Origin of the sequence: Fibrella musci (genome assembly GCF_041321105.1) — a bacterium.
Lineage (GTDB): Bacteria > Bacteroidota > Bacteroidia > Cytophagales > Spirosomataceae > Fibrella > Fibrella musci.
Window position 1 is genome coordinate 475,379 of the sequence record NZ_JBGGWD010000005.1, and the last position, 13,242, is coordinate 488,620.

At 56.8% G+C, this 13,242-nt stretch carries 14 protein-coding genes; 12 read left to right on the top strand and 2 right to left on the bottom strand.

The genetic code is table 11. From position 1 onward, the window contains the following. Window positions 1–104 precede the first annotated feature (104 nt). The 11 genes from pheS (at window position 105) to ACAW74_RS18540 (ending at window position 10,892) form a co-directional block, all read left to right on the top strand. The gene (gene pheS / locus ACAW74_RS18490; protein WP_370699702.1) at window positions 105–1,163 is read left to right on the top strand and encodes a phenylalanine--tRNA ligase subunit alpha; all 1,059 of its coding nucleotides are present in this window, start codon (window positions 105–107) and stop codon (window positions 1,161–1,163) included. 138 nt (window positions 1,164–1,301) lie between these two features. Beyond that, window positions 1,302–1,634: an arsenosugar biosynthesis-associated peroxidase-like protein gene (locus ACAW74_RS18495; RefSeq protein ID WP_370699703.1), complete on the top strand. Its 333-nt coding sequence runs from the start codon at window positions 1,302–1,304 to the stop codon at window positions 1,632–1,634. Between the two features lie 73 nt (window positions 1,635–1,707). Further along, window positions 1,708–2,754, top strand: a complete 1,047-nt coding sequence (gene arsS, locus ACAW74_RS18500) for an arsenosugar biosynthesis radical SAM (seleno)protein ArsS (protein WP_370699704.1) — start codon at window positions 1,708–1,710, stop codon at window positions 2,752–2,754. A 20-nt stretch (window positions 2,755–2,774) separates the two neighbouring features. Then, entirely contained in the window at window positions 2,775–3,743 is a 969-nt protein-coding gene (arsM, locus tag ACAW74_RS18505) for an arsenosugar biosynthesis arsenite methyltransferase ArsM (RefSeq protein WP_370699705.1), read from the top strand. Window positions 3,744–3,841: 98 nt separating this feature from the next. Then, window positions 3,842–5,053 (top strand): exodeoxyribonuclease VII large subunit, encoded by a 1,212-nt coding sequence (locus ACAW74_RS18510; RefSeq protein WP_370699706.1) that lies wholly within the window; start codon window positions 3,842–3,844, stop codon window positions 5,051–5,053. 86 nt (window positions 5,054–5,139) lie between these two features. Further along, a complete protein-coding gene (locus tag ACAW74_RS18515; RefSeq protein WP_370699707.1) occupies window positions 5,140–5,685 on the top strand; it encodes a DinB family protein in 546 nt (181 codons plus the stop codon). A 123-nt stretch (window positions 5,686–5,808) separates the two neighbouring features. Continuing rightward, entirely contained in the window at window positions 5,809–5,997 is a 189-nt protein-coding gene (gene xseB / locus ACAW74_RS18520) for an exodeoxyribonuclease VII small subunit (RefSeq protein ID WP_041258143.1), read from the top strand. A gap of 262 nt (window positions 5,998–6,259) precedes the next feature. Then, window positions 6,260–7,606, top strand: coding sequence for a DUF937 domain-containing protein (locus ACAW74_RS18525; RefSeq protein WP_370699708.1), 1,347 nt, complete (start codon window positions 6,260–6,262; stop codon window positions 7,604–7,606). A 252-nt stretch (window positions 7,607–7,858) separates the two neighbouring features. After that, entirely contained in the window at window positions 7,859–8,737 is an 879-nt protein-coding gene (locus tag ACAW74_RS18530; protein WP_370699900.1) for a sugar phosphate isomerase/epimerase family protein, read from the top strand. Window positions 8,738–8,739: 2 nt separating this feature from the next. After that, entirely contained in the window at window positions 8,740–9,498 is a 759-nt protein-coding gene (locus ACAW74_RS18535) for a 3-keto-disaccharide hydrolase (RefSeq protein ID WP_370699709.1), read from the top strand. A gap of 65 nt (window positions 9,499–9,563) precedes the next feature. Beyond that, entirely contained in the window at window positions 9,564–10,892 is a 1,329-nt protein-coding gene (locus ACAW74_RS18540) for a Gfo/Idh/MocA family protein (RefSeq protein ID WP_370699710.1), read from the top strand. A gap of 142 nt (window positions 10,893–11,034) precedes the next feature. On the opposite strand, the gene trpF is transcribed toward ACAW74_RS18540, so the two are convergent. Next, window positions 11,035–11,655 carry a phosphoribosylanthranilate isomerase gene (trpF, locus tag ACAW74_RS18545; protein ID WP_370699711.1) on the bottom strand — a complete coding sequence of 207 codons (621 nt, stop codon included), beginning with the start codon at window positions 11,653–11,655 and terminating at the stop codon, window positions 11,035–11,037. A gap of 53 nt (window positions 11,656–11,708) precedes the next feature. Then, window positions 11,709–12,887 (bottom strand): cysteine desulfurase family protein, encoded by a 1,179-nt coding sequence (locus ACAW74_RS18550; RefSeq protein WP_370699712.1) that lies wholly within the window; start codon window positions 12,885–12,887, stop codon window positions 11,709–11,711. 189 nt (window positions 12,888–13,076) lie between these two features. Here ACAW74_RS18550 and ACAW74_RS18555 point away from each other — a divergent pair, with 189 nt between their 5' ends. Beyond that, window positions 13,077–13,229 (top strand): hypothetical protein, encoded by a 153-nt coding sequence (locus tag ACAW74_RS18555; RefSeq protein WP_370699713.1) that lies wholly within the window; start codon window positions 13,077–13,079, stop codon window positions 13,227–13,229. Window positions 13,230–13,242 lie beyond the last annotated feature (13 nt).

A 13,242-nucleotide genomic window follows, 5' to 3' on the forward strand; every position in this document is an offset into this window, starting at 1 on the left:
GACGTTTGACGCCTACTGTTGACGGTTTGTAGTACCCGACTGAACGGAATTTTATCTTTTGGGCAACATCAGACTGTCGACGTTAACCGTCAAACTTGCTTACCATGCTTGACAAAATCACCGACTTATACGCCGAAATCGATGCGGCAACCGTAACCAGCAAAGACGAGCTGGAGCAGTACCGGCTGCGCTATCTGAGTAAAAAAGGAGCCGTTACGGAGCTGTTCGACGGCCTGAAAACCGCCCCCGCCGACGAACGACGCGCGCTGGGGCAGCAACTCAATGGACTGAAGAACCGGGCGCAGGAGCGGTTCGCGGCCTTTCAGGAGGCCGTAGAGGCGCAGCAGCAGGCCGCAGCCGCGCAGCCCGCCGTCGATCTTACGCTGCCGGTGGTTCCTAACCTCACCGGTACGCAGCACCCGCTGAGTATTGTGCGGCAGCGGATCATCCAGATTTTTGAGCGCATCGGCTTCAACGTGTCGGATGGTCCCGAAATCGAAACCGACTGGTATAACTTCGGTGCCCTTAACTTCCCCGACAACCACCCCGCCCGCGAAATGCAGGATACGTTTTTCGTGGAAAAATCAGCCGACAACCCATCGGCCGACGTGCTGCTACGTACCCACACATCGAACGTGCAGATTCGGCTGATGGAACACGTCCGCAACAGTCCCGGCGGGTTCAAACCCATCCGGTCGATCATGCCGGGGCGGGTGTATCGCAACGAAGCCATTTCGGCGCGGGCGCACTGCCAGTTCCACCAGGTCGAAGGCATTTATGTCGACCGGAATGTGGGTTTCAAAGACCTCAAAGACACGCTCTATCACTTTGTGAAAGAGCTGTTTACGAAAGACACCAAAATCCGGTTCCGGCCGTCGTACTTCCCCTTTACCGAGCCCAGCGCCGAAATCGACATTTCGTGCCAGATCTGCGGGGGCAGCGGCTGTAACGTCTGCAAATACACGGGTTGGGTCGAAATCGCCGGCTCGGGCATGGTCGACCCCAACGTGCTCGAAAACTGCGGCATCGACCCCAACGAATACACCGGTTTTGCTTTCGGGATGGGCATCGAGCGCATCACCATGCTCAAATACCAGGTACGTGACCTGCGCCTCTACTTCGAGAACGACGTCCGCTTCCTGCGCCAATTTGAAGGACTGTAAAGTAATGAGTGAACGCATAAATGAGTGAAGAAGTAATCCTTTGACAAAAGCTTGATCGATCTTTCACTCATTCATACTTTCACCCGTTCTCCTCATCCAATTCTCCCTTTTTACGTATATACCCAAAAGTCCTTCTCCATGCAGACGTATTATGACCCCGCCGATCTGAAGAAGTTTGGCAAGATTGGTGAGTTCCAGAAAGAACTGGCCGACAAGTTTTTCAGCTATTACGGGTCCGTATTTGCGGAAGGCGCCCTGACAGCCCGCGAGAAATCACTCATTGCGCTGGCAGTGGCTCATACCGTACAATGCCCCTATTGCATCGATGCCTACACGTCCGATACGCTCGAAAAAGGCTGTTCGGAAGCCGAAATGATGGAGGCCGTTCACGTAGCGGCGGCCATCCGTGGTGGGGCCTCGCTAGTCCACGGCGTTCAGATGATGAACAAAGCCAAAGAATTGAGTATGTAATGTAGTAGCGCACCGCTCCAGCGGTGCTGTTTGAGCGTATCGACACCGCTGGAGCGGTGCGCTACCTTTTTTCATGAAATCACTCCGAGCTTCCAACCATACCCTGGCCAGTGCGGCAGCGCAACTGGATGTTATTGAAGGCGATGCCTTTAGCAAACTAGGCTTACCTACGTTTCGCGATCAGCTTGCTCCCCTTGGGCTCTTTCCCCTGCGCCCAACCCAGATCGACATTTTTCAGATCAATGTGGGCAAGATGTGCAATCAGGTTTGCCGCCACTGCCACGTCGACGCCGGCCCCGATCGGAAGGAGATTATGACCCGCGAAACGATGCAGCAATGCCTCGACGCGCTGGCCCCTACCGATATCCGGACGGTGGACCTCACCGGTGGAGCGCCCGAAATGAACCCCGATTTTCGCTGGTTTGTCACGGAGTTGCGCAAACAGGGTCGCCACATCATCGTGCGCTGTAACCTGACGATCATCGTGGCCAATCCGAAGTACCACGACCTGCCCGAGTTTTTCCGGGATAACCAGATCGAGGTGGTTAGTTCGTTGCCGTTTTACAATGCCGACAAAACCGACCGGCAGCGTGGGCAGGGCGTCTTTGCCGACTCGATCCGGGCCATGCGCATGCTCAACGCCGTAGGGTATGGTAAAGAAGGCACCGGCCTGCTGCTGAATCTGGTTTACAACCCGAACGGCGCCTTTTTACCGGGTAGTCAGGAGGGCCTGAAACGGCAGTTCAAGCGGGTACTGGCCGACGAATTCGACCTGACCTTCAACGACCTGTACGCCATCACCAACATCCCCGTCAGTCGCTACCTCGATTACCTGCTGTCGTCGGGCAACTACGACGCCTATATGGAAAAGCTGGTCAACGCGTTCAATCCGGTAGCAGCGGCGGGTGTGATGTGCCGGAATACGATTTCGATCGGCTGGGACGGGCAACTCTACGACTGCGATTTCAACCAGATGCTCGACCTGAACGTGAACAGTCCGATCCGCCACGTGCGCGATTTCGACGCCGAAGCCATTACCCAACGGAATATCATCGTCAGCGAGCACTGCTACGCCTGCACCGCCGGTGCCGGATCGAGCTGCGGCGGCACGACGGCTTAGCCTTTTACTTCGCCCCATCTATGTCTTACCTGGATACGACCATCGACGTCTATAAGCAAGCCGCCGAAACGCCCGACGTTGGCCTTTGCTGCACCACCAATCCCGTTTGGCAACTACCGGGCCTGCACATGCCGAAGCGGATGCTCGACATGAACTACGGCTGCGGCAGCACCGTTAACCCGCGCGATCTGGTCAACGACCCGACCGTGTTGTATGTGGGTATCGGCGGTGGTATGGAGCTGCTCCAGTTTGCCTATTTCAGCCGTCGGCCGGGGGCAGTCATTGGCGTAGATGTGGTCGACGAAATGCTGACCGCCTGCGGCGAAAACCTGATCGAAGCCGAAGCCCAGAACGACTGGTTCCGGCGCGCGTTTATCGACATTCGCAAGGGCAGCGCCCTCGATCTGCCCGTGGCCGACAATAGCGTCGACGTGGCGGCGCAGAATTGCCTGTTCAACATCTTCAAGGCCGACGACCTGCGCGTGGCCCTGCAGGAGATGTACCGGGTGCTGAAGCCCCACGGCCGGCTTGTGATGTCGGACCCCACCTGCGAACAGCCCATGTCGGACGAACTGCGCAACGACGATCGCCTGCGGGCACTCTGCCTGACGGGCTCACTGCCGTTGCAAACGTACCTGGACGTGATCACCGGCATTGGTTTCGGCACCGTTGAGGTACGTGCCAAGCGGGCCTACCGGGTGCTGTCGCCCAACCACTACCCCACCAATGAGCTGATCTACATCGAAAGCGTCGAGATTTGCGCCATCAAAGACCCGATGCCTGCCGATGGCCCCTGTATTTTCACCGGTCGCACGGCTATTTACTTCGGCAACGACGACCATTTCGACGACCACAAAGGTCACGTGCTGTTACCCAACCAGCCCCTGGCGGTTTGCGACAAAACCGCTGGTGCGCTGGCCGCGCTGGGCCGCGATGATATCTTCATCTCACCGTCAACGTACTTCTACGACGGCGGCGGGTGCTGTTAAAATCAGGATACAGTTTTCAGTTTACAATAGGCAGTTGGCCCACGCCTGAGTAGGTTTGCAACTGCCTACTGTAAATTGAAAACCGTATCCTGAACGTTATGTCTCCCATCCGCCTCTCCGATCTGGCCTACACGATTGATGCCGTGCTGGAAGACAGCTTCGGCGGAAAGGCCATGTGGGTCGTCGCCGAAACCAGCGACATCAAAAACTATCCCGACCGGCAATACTGCTTTCTGACGCTCGTGGAGCGCGAAGGCAACCAAACCGTCGCCAAGCTCGACGCGGCCATCTGGCGAAAAAACTACCCCATCATCCGGCAGTTCGAAGCCGCCACCAGCGTGGCGTTTGCGCGCAATATTCAGTTGCTGCTACTGGTGTCGGTGAGCTACCATGCCACCTACGGGCTGCGGCTGGAGGTGCATCAGATCGACCACGCCTACACCCTGGGCAACCTCGAACGCGAACGGCAGGCCGTGCTCGACACGCTCGTCCGTGATCATTCACAGTTTGTCTGGATGGATCAGGGCCAATATATCACCACCAACCAGATGCTCGACCGCCCGTCGGTCTGGCAGCGCATTGCCCTCATCACCGCGCCCAATTCCGACGGCTGGCGCGACTTCCGGCAGGAACTGGCCAACAACCCCTGGGGCTATCGGTTTGTGGTCGACGAATACCTCACGCAGATTCAGGGGCAGGGGGCCGACAAAGCCATCTGCGCTCAACTTGAACAGATCGCCCGCACCGACGTACCCTACGACGGCGTCGTGATTGTGCGAGGCGGTGGTTCGCAGCTGGATTTTGGCGCTTTCGACACCCTGCGTATGGGCGTGGCCGTAGCCAGTTTTCCCTACCCTATTGTGGCGGGTATCGGGCACGATCGCAACGTAAGCATTACCGATATGCTGTGCCATCTGAGCGTGAAAACGCCTACGAAAGCTGCCGCTTTCCTGATCGAGCAAAACCGGATTTTTGAAGAAACCTGCCTGCAAATGGCTTATCGGGTAGCCGAAGCCAGCCGCAACGCCCTGCAAAATGCCCGCGAAGAAGTAGAATGGCTCACCGACCGTTTCCGGCACGGCACGCAAACGTACCTGCGCAACCGCCACATCGATCTTACCGAAAAAGCGACCACCGTGCGCCACCTCGACCCCATCAACGTATTGCGCCGTGGGTACGTTATGCTAAGCCAGCAAGGCAAAATCCTGACCCGTGCCGCGCAGTTTGAACCCGGCGCGGCGGTACAGGCTCAATTGGCCGACGGCGTGGTTAACCTCACCGTTTCGGAATCGACCGAGCCCCTCACCTAAGGGGGATTTACCCTTGACCAAGCCCAAAATTGGGCGGAAAACCTTACTTTCGGCTTTACATTCTTAACCCCCTCAATATCAATCTCATGAAAACAAATCTCCTGATCCGGTTCAACCTATTGGTGTTGGCCCTCGTGCTCACGGGCGCAGCGCAGGCAGCCCGGCCTATCACTCCCATCGCCCAGCTTACCGCCGACTGGCAGCGGGCCAAAGACTACACCAAAGAGTATCTGGACGCTATGCCCGAAGACGGCGTCGGGTTTAAGCCTACGGCGGAGATCCGCAGCTTTGCCGAGCAGATGCTTCACCTCGCCAACGCCAATTACAATTTTGGGGCGATGGTCAGTGGCAAACCCAACCCGATGCAGGGCAAGAGCCTGGAAAAGATGGACGATATGAAAACGAAGGCCGCGCTGACCAAGGCAGTTATGGACAGCTACGACTTCATGATCGACGCTGTCAAAGGCCTGACCGATGCCCAGCTTGCCGAATCGGTGAAAATGGGGCAGCGCGAAATGAGCCGGGAGGTGCTGTTGGCCAAAGCATTCGAGCATCAGACTCACCACCGGGGGCAGTGTACGGTGTATATCCGGCTGAAAGGCGTTAAACCCCCCAACGAAAAATTATTCTGATTGCAAGAGGCCTGCTACTGCGGGCCTTTTTTGTAGGCAAATCCCCCTATCCTGCCGTCTCGGCGGGGTTTGTTGGCGAAGGTGGCGAACTGTTCTTCACGATTCACTCGTATATTACCTCTCATGACTTATCAGGAAGCATACGAACAATTGACATCACTCGTTGACGAGATAGAAAACGAAACGGTTCCGCTGGATGAATTACCGGGAAAAATCAGGCAGGCAACCGAACTCATTGCTTTTTGCCAGCAGCGATTGCGGGCCGTTGATGACGATTATCAACTGGCCCTGCAACAGTTACAGAAACGATAAGGCACGCTGTTGTGCCCCCCGCAGGCCGCCACCCGGTTGATTCGCTCAGGTCGCCTTAGCCACCCTGCCGGGCAACGACGACCCACGACCCGCTAAATTTATCAGAGGGTTCAGTTGTCGCTAAAGGCAAGTCTGGCTAATTTTATCGGCATAAATTCATTTTGCACCAGCCGAACGTCCCAGCAAGAACAGTGCAGATCAGCATCGAGAGGGAACGACAAGAGGGCATTCGCAGCGTAACTGTATACACTGACCAACCATCATGACATTATTTGGTGCATTCAACGAGGTATTGACCCCTGAAATACTGGCTAAAATTGCCTTGTATGAGGACGAACCTGCGGAGAAAACCACAAAAGCCGTCGAAGGCTTAGTACACACTGTGTTTGGAGGATTACTCAAACGCACCACCACCGAGATTGGCGTCAATCAACTGTTTAGTCAACTTCAAAAGAGTGGGTATGACGGCTCGCTGGCGGCCAATCTGAACGCCGTCCTGAAAGACGCCACCCAAACGCATACGGTCATCACCAACGGCAACGAGGCCATCAGCCGCCTGCTGCCCGCCATGAAAAGCTCCATCGCGAGCATGATTTCCAGCTACGCCGGTATCCGCAACTCATCGGCCATTTCGCTGCTGGGCCTTACGGCGGCTGTAGTGCTCGATGTGCTGGGGAAACAGGTACGTGAGAAAAAACTGGATGCCGATGGGCTGGCAGCATCACTCTTCGATCAGCGCGAAGCCTTTATCAATGCCGTGCCGGAAGGGTTGTTCCCACAACTAGTTGAGAAAGTAGGGATTCAGCAAATCGTAGCGGGGGTAGCCACGCCAGCCAAACGGGTGGCCCAATCGCCCCCCCTCCGTAGCGCAGGTACCGCCACGCGGCCCGTTCCGCCATCGACGGTATCGTTTGAGCCCGACCCGGATGAAGATGGAGGCAACTCGCTCAGCAAGTGGCTCATTGGATTGATTATTCTGGCCGCCCTCGGCGGGCTGGGCTATTACGCCTGGCAAAATACCCAGCAACACTCAGCCTCGACCGATACCGGCATGGATGGTGCCCTGGTGTCCAGCGATACCGCCCAGTCAGACACGGTAGCCCGGTCTTTGGCCGTTCCTGTCGATACGGCAGCGACCCGGCCTGCGACGGCTACGGCAGCAGCCACGTCGGTCACGACAGCGACCGGTATCGGCACCACGCCGTCGGCGGGTAGCGATGCCGCTTTCAACACGGCGCTTACAGCCTACCTGAGCGATGCCACACAGCCCAAAGGCCGTATTTTTGAGCTAACTGGCGTCACCTTTGCGCCCGCCTCGGTCAGTCTCACACCCGCCGCGCAGGGACAGATCAACACCCTGGCTCAGCAACTCAAAGCACGCCCCACCATGCAGGTGCAATTACAGGGCTACGCCAATGACGCACCCGGTCTCGGCCTGACCAACAAAGCCTTATCGTTTAAGCGGGCCAATATTGTTAAGCAACAGTTGGTTTTGGCGGGTATCAACTACCTGCGGGTCGATGCCATCGGACTGGGCACCGGCGTAAAACCCGGCGATCTGGGCAAGCAGCCGCAGAAGAAGATCAACGTCAAGATTATTTCGAAATAATTAACGCGCTGAAAGCGGTCGATGACGGCACCGAGGTTGGATAGACCCCGTGCCGCCATCGACCGCTTTCTCGTATTTTGCCCATTCCGTTTAGTAGGAACTATCCATAGCTTTCTTTGATGCTATGTGAAAGATCAGGCAAAAAACATAACTTTAGTGCGTCAAGTGTACGAAACGTCACCGGCACTGACTATTCCCGAACCTCATCAAGAGGAACGCCTCAGTCGCAGGCAGTTCCTTTCCCTGGCAGGTTTGTCGGCGCTGGCCATCGGGGCTGGTGCCGACAGCTTCGCCTACTCACGAGCCAAGTCGGGTGTACAGATCGCCTACTCAGCCATCACCTGGGGCGGTAACGATCAGCAGGCCATCACCGATCTGTCGGGGCTGGGTTATCGGGGCATTCAATTACGCGCCAATACCTTCGGGCCTTATCGTACCAAACCCTCGGAACTGCGGGCCCTGCTGGAACAGCATAACCTACAGCTCGCTATGTTTTCGAGCGGTAATGTTGAAATCGATCCGGCCAAATACCAGAGTACTATCGATCAGCACGTAGCCCACGCCTCGTTTGTGAAGGCACTGGGTGGGTCGGCCATTCAGCTAACCAACTCGGCCCGGCCCAAAGATCGGCAGCCCACCACCGACGAACTGAAGCGGCTCGCCACGGTGATGAACGAGATTGGCAAACAAACGGCCGATCTGGGTGTGCAGGCCGTTTACCACAACCACATGCACCAACTGGGCGAAACACCGGCCGAAGTCGATGTAATCGTCCAGGCTATGAACCCCAGCTCCGTCAAGCTCCTGCTCGATATTGCCCACTACCGGCAAGGGGGTGGCCAACCCGAAAAGGCCGTCCGGCAATACCGCGACATCCTGCACTCGCTGCATCTGAAAGATACCAAGTCGCCCCTGCCCGACCGGCCCAATGACCCCAATGCCTACAAATTCGTGGAGCTGGGACGCGGCAATGTGAACGTACCTGCGGTATTCAAGGCCCTGAGCGACATCAATTTTAACGGCTGGGGCATCGTTGAACTCGACGGCGTGCCCGATCAGGGACGTACCGCGCTACAATGCGCCCAAACCAACAAAGAGTATATCACACAGACCCTGAAGGTCAAACTTTAACTATGCTTAACGTAACAAAATACGTTCCTCTGGCGGCTCTGGCCGTGGCAGTCCTTGTTCAACCCGCTGCCGCACCCGATGCGCCCAATACCCTGACCAAGCAGGAACAACGCGATGGCTGGAAACTGCTGTTCGACGGCAAGACCACGAAAGGCTGGCGCGGGGCTTATAAGGAAACCTTCCCGCAACGGGGCTGGACGGTGAGCGACGGCACGCTGTCGATTCAGAAAACCGACGGATCAGAATCGACAAACTTCGGCGACATCGTCACGACGGATGAGTACAGCCAGTTTGACCTGCGTTTCGACTTCAAATTGAGCGAAGGGGCTAACAGCGGCCTGAAATACTTCGTGGCCGAGCAGTCGCCCAAACCGGCGGGATCAGCCTTCGGTCTCGAATACCAGGTGCTCGACGATGAACGCCACCCCGACGCCAAGATGGGCCGCGATGGTAACCGCACTGTAGGCTCGCTGTATGACCTGATTACGGCCAAAGACAAAAAAGTGAATCCGATCGGGCAGTGGAACAATGGCCGGGTACTGGTCCGCGGCAACCATGTCGAACACTGGCTCAACGGCAGCAAGGTGGTTGAGTATGAGCGGGGCAGCGACGCCTTTCGTGAACTGGTAGCCAAGAGTAAATATGCCGCCCCGCAGTACAACAGCAACGGGCGTTTTGGCGAAGCCCCCAAAGGGCACATCCTGTTGCAAGACCACGGCGATCACGTCGAATTCCGTAACATCAAGATTAAATCGTTGTAGCACCGACGCTCCAGCTTCGGTAAAACCCTTAACGAACACCGGCGCTGGAGCGTCGGGCTACTTCTATGCAAAACCGTCGTGATTTTATTAAATCGTCGGCACTCGCCGGCCTGGGCATGAGCTTCTCGGCGAGCAGCTACGCCCGTATTCTGGGTGCCAATGAGCGGGTACGTGTCGGCGTTATCGGCTTCTCCGATCGGTTCCGGCAATCGCTGGCTCCCGCCTTTTCCAACCACTATAAAGAGATGAATTTTGCCTTTGTAGGGGTGTCGGATCTTTGGAGCCGCCGCCGCGACGAGGCAAAAGCGTTCCTGACGGGCAAAGGCTGGGCGGACGCCAGTAATTTCTCGATGAACCGCAATAACGATGAACTGCTCGATCGCAAAGACATCGACGCCGTCATCATCAGCACCGCCGACTTTCAGCACGCTATTCATTGCGCCGAAGCGGTAGAATCGGGCCGCGACGTGTATGTGGAAAAGCCCTTCGCCGAATCGATGGAAGATGCTCGAAAGGCACTGAAAGCCGTTGAGAAGTCGAAGAAGATTGTGCAGGTGGGTTCGCAGCGGCGATCGGCCCCCAACTACCACGCGGCCAACGAATACATCAAATCGGGCAAGTTTGGCAACGTATCGATGGTAGAAATGACCTGGAACGTCAACCAGCCTGGTCGCTGGCGCCGGCCCAAACTGGTGTCGGAAATCCGGCAGGAAGATACCGACTGGAAACGCTTCCTGATGAACCGGCCCGCCGAGGCGTGGGATCCGCGCAAATACCTCGAATACCGGCTGTTCTACCCGTATTCGTCGGGTATTCCGGGTCAGTGGATGTCGCACCAGATCGATACGGTACACTGGTTCAGCGGCTACGACCATCCCCGGTCGGTGGTGGCCAACGGTGGCGTGTACGTCTGGAAAGATGGGCGCGTCAACCCCGATACGTTCACGGCCGTTTTCGATTACGGCCCGGACAACGACAAGGCGAAGGGTTTCCAGGTGCTCTACTCGTCGCGGATGCACAACGAGGCAGGCGGCACCAAGGAATACTACTACTCAAACGGGGGTATGATCAACCTCGACACCAACAAGATTACCCCAGAGGGTGGTCTGGAGGAGCGCTACGCCAAAGAGATGAACATGAAAGCCAACTTGCTGCCAACGATGTCGCTCGGCGAAGCAGCCAAAATGGAAACGGGTGCCAATACCGGCGGCGACCCGATGACCTCGCTGCATATGCGCAACTGGATGGAATGCGTGCGTAGCCGCAACGAGCCCAATGCCCCAGCCCGTGTTGGTTTCAACCACTCGGTCGCCAACATCATGGCCACAAAAGCTTACCAGACCGGTCGCCGCGTCACCTGGGACAACCAGAAGTCAGATATTGTGGTGTCGTAAGTCGTAGTCTGGATAGTCGTTTATAAAAAGAAGTCCGGAGTCTGGACAGTCGTTTTGGGTGTTGCTTACGCGAAGCTTTTACCTCAAAACGCCTATCCAGACTCCGGACTTCTTTTCTTACAGACTTTCCAGACTCTCTTATTTAGTCCTCTTCAATCGCTTCCAGTACATCCATGAGCGCCCCGAAGTCTTTGCTTCCGGGGCGTTCTTCGTTTCCACCCGTCAGCGCAATACCGGCCACAGGTACGTTGTCGAGCAGGGCGTGAACGGCGTCGGCGGCAATGCCAATGCCCAGCAGCACGGGATGCCGTCGCGACAGGCGCGTCAACGAAGCTGTCAGGTCCTCGTCGAGATGAAGGGGCGATGGGCTTTCGAGCAGCAGGTAGTCGATGCCGGGCAGTTCGGTGTTGGCGAGCGTATCCAGTTGGTCCAGCGTGGTGCCGCTCAACTCGACGCGCAGGATGAGGGGCTTACCGAACGTACCCAGGTAGGGCAACAGCGCGGCTTCATCCACCTGCAACACGTCGGGCTGATAGGTCGCCATCAGTTGTTCAATGACTTCGGGGTCGTCGCTCTGCGTTTCGCCCACGATATGAACACCCGCTACCCAGCCACGCATCTCATGAAAACGCGTCGGGTCGACGTAGTCGGGGGATTCGGCATCCATCGAAAAGCCGAGCAGATCGACGCCCATTCCCGCGCAGTAGCGGGCATCGCTTAAATTGGTTACGTTACTGATTTTTACCGTCGTCTGTAGCGCCATGCTGTAGAAAGGTCAAGGGGTTGTTTGGTCGGGTCAGGTACGTTCGTTTCCGTTTATACGTTCACACCCGCATACAACTCGGCTACTTTGGCAACGGCGTAGTCAACCTCCTCAATGGTATTGTATTTGCCGAACGAAAACCGCACGTTGGCCCGGTTCGGGTCGATGCCGGGCAGCGCGTTCAACACGTGTGAGCCCACATCGGTGCCGCTCGAACAGGCCGATCCTCCCGACACCGAAATACCGGCAATGTCGAGGTTGAACAGCAGCATGTCGTTGATATCGGAAGGCGGCAGGCTGACGCTCAGCACGGTGTACAGACTCTTGTCCAGATCGGCCGAATCACCATTGAACAGCACGGGGCCACCAGCACGCTCGTCGAACTGAGCGCGAAGCTGATCGATCATGCGCTGTTTCAGGCTTTCGATGTGGCGGCGATGCGCCTCCATCTCGGCATAAGCGATTTCCAGCGCTTTGGCGAGGCCCACGATGCCATAAACGTTTTCGGTGCCTCCCCGCCGGTTACGCTCCTGCGAACCACCATGAATAAACGGCTGAATGGGCTTACGGTCCGTTGGCCGGGCGTAGAGGAACCCTACGCCTTTGGGGCCGTGAAATTTGTGGGCGGCACCTACCAGGAAATCAACGTTAAGTTCCTGCACATTGTGGCGATAATGGCCCATTGTCTGCACGGTGTCGCAGTGCCAGACCGCGTTGTATTGCTTCCGCAACGTACCCACGCGGCCCATGTCGAGCAGGTTTCCGATTTCATTATTACCGTGCATCAGCGATACCAGCGTCCCCCCCATGGCGGCCCCGGTCTGTAACAGGGCTTCCAGGTGATCGTAGTTGATGCGGCCGTGGGCATCAACCTCCACCAGATCGAGTTTGATCTTACCCGCATGGGCCAGATGTTGCAGCGTGTGCAGCACGGCATGGTGCTCCAGCGGCGAGGTGATGGCGTGCGTGAGCCCGTACGTGTCGATACTCCCGGTAATCGCCATATTATCGGCCTCGGTACCGCCCGAGGTGAAAACGATTTCGGCAGGGGCTGCGTTGAGCAGCGATGCTACCGTTTTACGCGCCTTTTCGATGGCCGACCGGACCACACGCCCGTGTCCATGGATGGACGACGGATTACCAAAATTGTCCTGCATCAGGGGCAGCATAGCTTCCAGCACAGCCGGGTCAAGCCGGGTGGTGGCGGCATTATCGAAATAAACGCGTTGCATAGGTTGTGAAGAAATCGGGACACAAAAATACGAATCCTCCTCCGACTTAACCACCTCATGTACCGGGTGGGTTCAGTCCGGGCCGCGCAGCGGCATCAGTTTATCCGTCGAAACCACCGTTTCATCAAATCAGAAGACCGTTCCTTAAAGGGAGCATACCTGATTGCCAGCGGCTTCCTAGCTTACCGCATGCAAAAGACCGTATACCATCTGTTTACTGTGGCTCGTCGGGTCGCCGTTCTGGATGCGGCGGCGAGCAGGCGGCTCATTCGGGTGCTGTTTCGGCGTTGTCCCCTCTTCTACCTGACCGGCCTGCTGATCTGGCTGGTTTATTGGCGCTGAACGAATCGGAAAG

What these genes read in the sequence shown, in the direction of transcription:
- pheS (WP_370699702.1), top strand. Translation starts at nt 105, where the DNA reads ATGCTTGACAAAATCACCGACTTATACGCCGAAATCGATGCGGCAACC.
- ACAW74_RS18495 (WP_370699703.1), top strand. Translation starts at nt 1,302, where the DNA reads ATGCAGACGTATTATGACCCCGCCGATCTGAAGAAGTTTGGCAAGATT.
- arsS (WP_370699704.1), top strand. Translation starts at nt 1,708, where the DNA reads ATGAAATCACTCCGAGCTTCCAACCATACCCTGGCCAGTGCGGCAGCG.
- arsM (WP_370699705.1), top strand. Translation starts at nt 2,775, where the DNA reads ATGTCTTACCTGGATACGACCATCGACGTCTATAAGCAAGCCGCCGAA.
- ACAW74_RS18510 (WP_370699706.1), top strand. Translation starts at nt 3,842, where the DNA reads ATGTCTCCCATCCGCCTCTCCGATCTGGCCTACACGATTGATGCCGTG.
- ACAW74_RS18515 (WP_370699707.1), top strand. Translation starts at nt 5,140, where the DNA reads ATGAAAACAAATCTCCTGATCCGGTTCAACCTATTGGTGTTGGCCCTC.
- xseB (WP_041258143.1), top strand. Translation starts at nt 5,809, where the DNA reads ATGACTTATCAGGAAGCATACGAACAATTGACATCACTCGTTGACGAG.
- ACAW74_RS18525 (WP_370699708.1), top strand. Translation starts at nt 6,260, where the DNA reads ATGACATTATTTGGTGCATTCAACGAGGTATTGACCCCTGAAATACTG.
- ACAW74_RS18535 (WP_370699709.1), top strand. Translation starts at nt 8,740, where the DNA reads ATGCTTAACGTAACAAAATACGTTCCTCTGGCGGCTCTGGCCGTGGCA.
- ACAW74_RS18540 (WP_370699710.1), top strand. Translation starts at nt 9,564, where the DNA reads ATGCAAAACCGTCGTGATTTTATTAAATCGTCGGCACTCGCCGGCCTG.
- trpF (WP_370699711.1), bottom strand. Translation starts at nt 11,655, where the DNA reads ATGGCGCTACAGACGACGGTAAAAATCAGTAACGTAACCAATTTAAGC.
- ACAW74_RS18550 (WP_370699712.1), bottom strand. Translation starts at nt 12,887, where the DNA reads ATGCAACGCGTTTATTTCGATAATGCCGCCACCACCCGGCTTGACCCG.
- ACAW74_RS18555 (WP_370699713.1), top strand. Translation starts at nt 13,077, where the DNA reads ATGCAAAAGACCGTATACCATCTGTTTACTGTGGCTCGTCGGGTCGCC.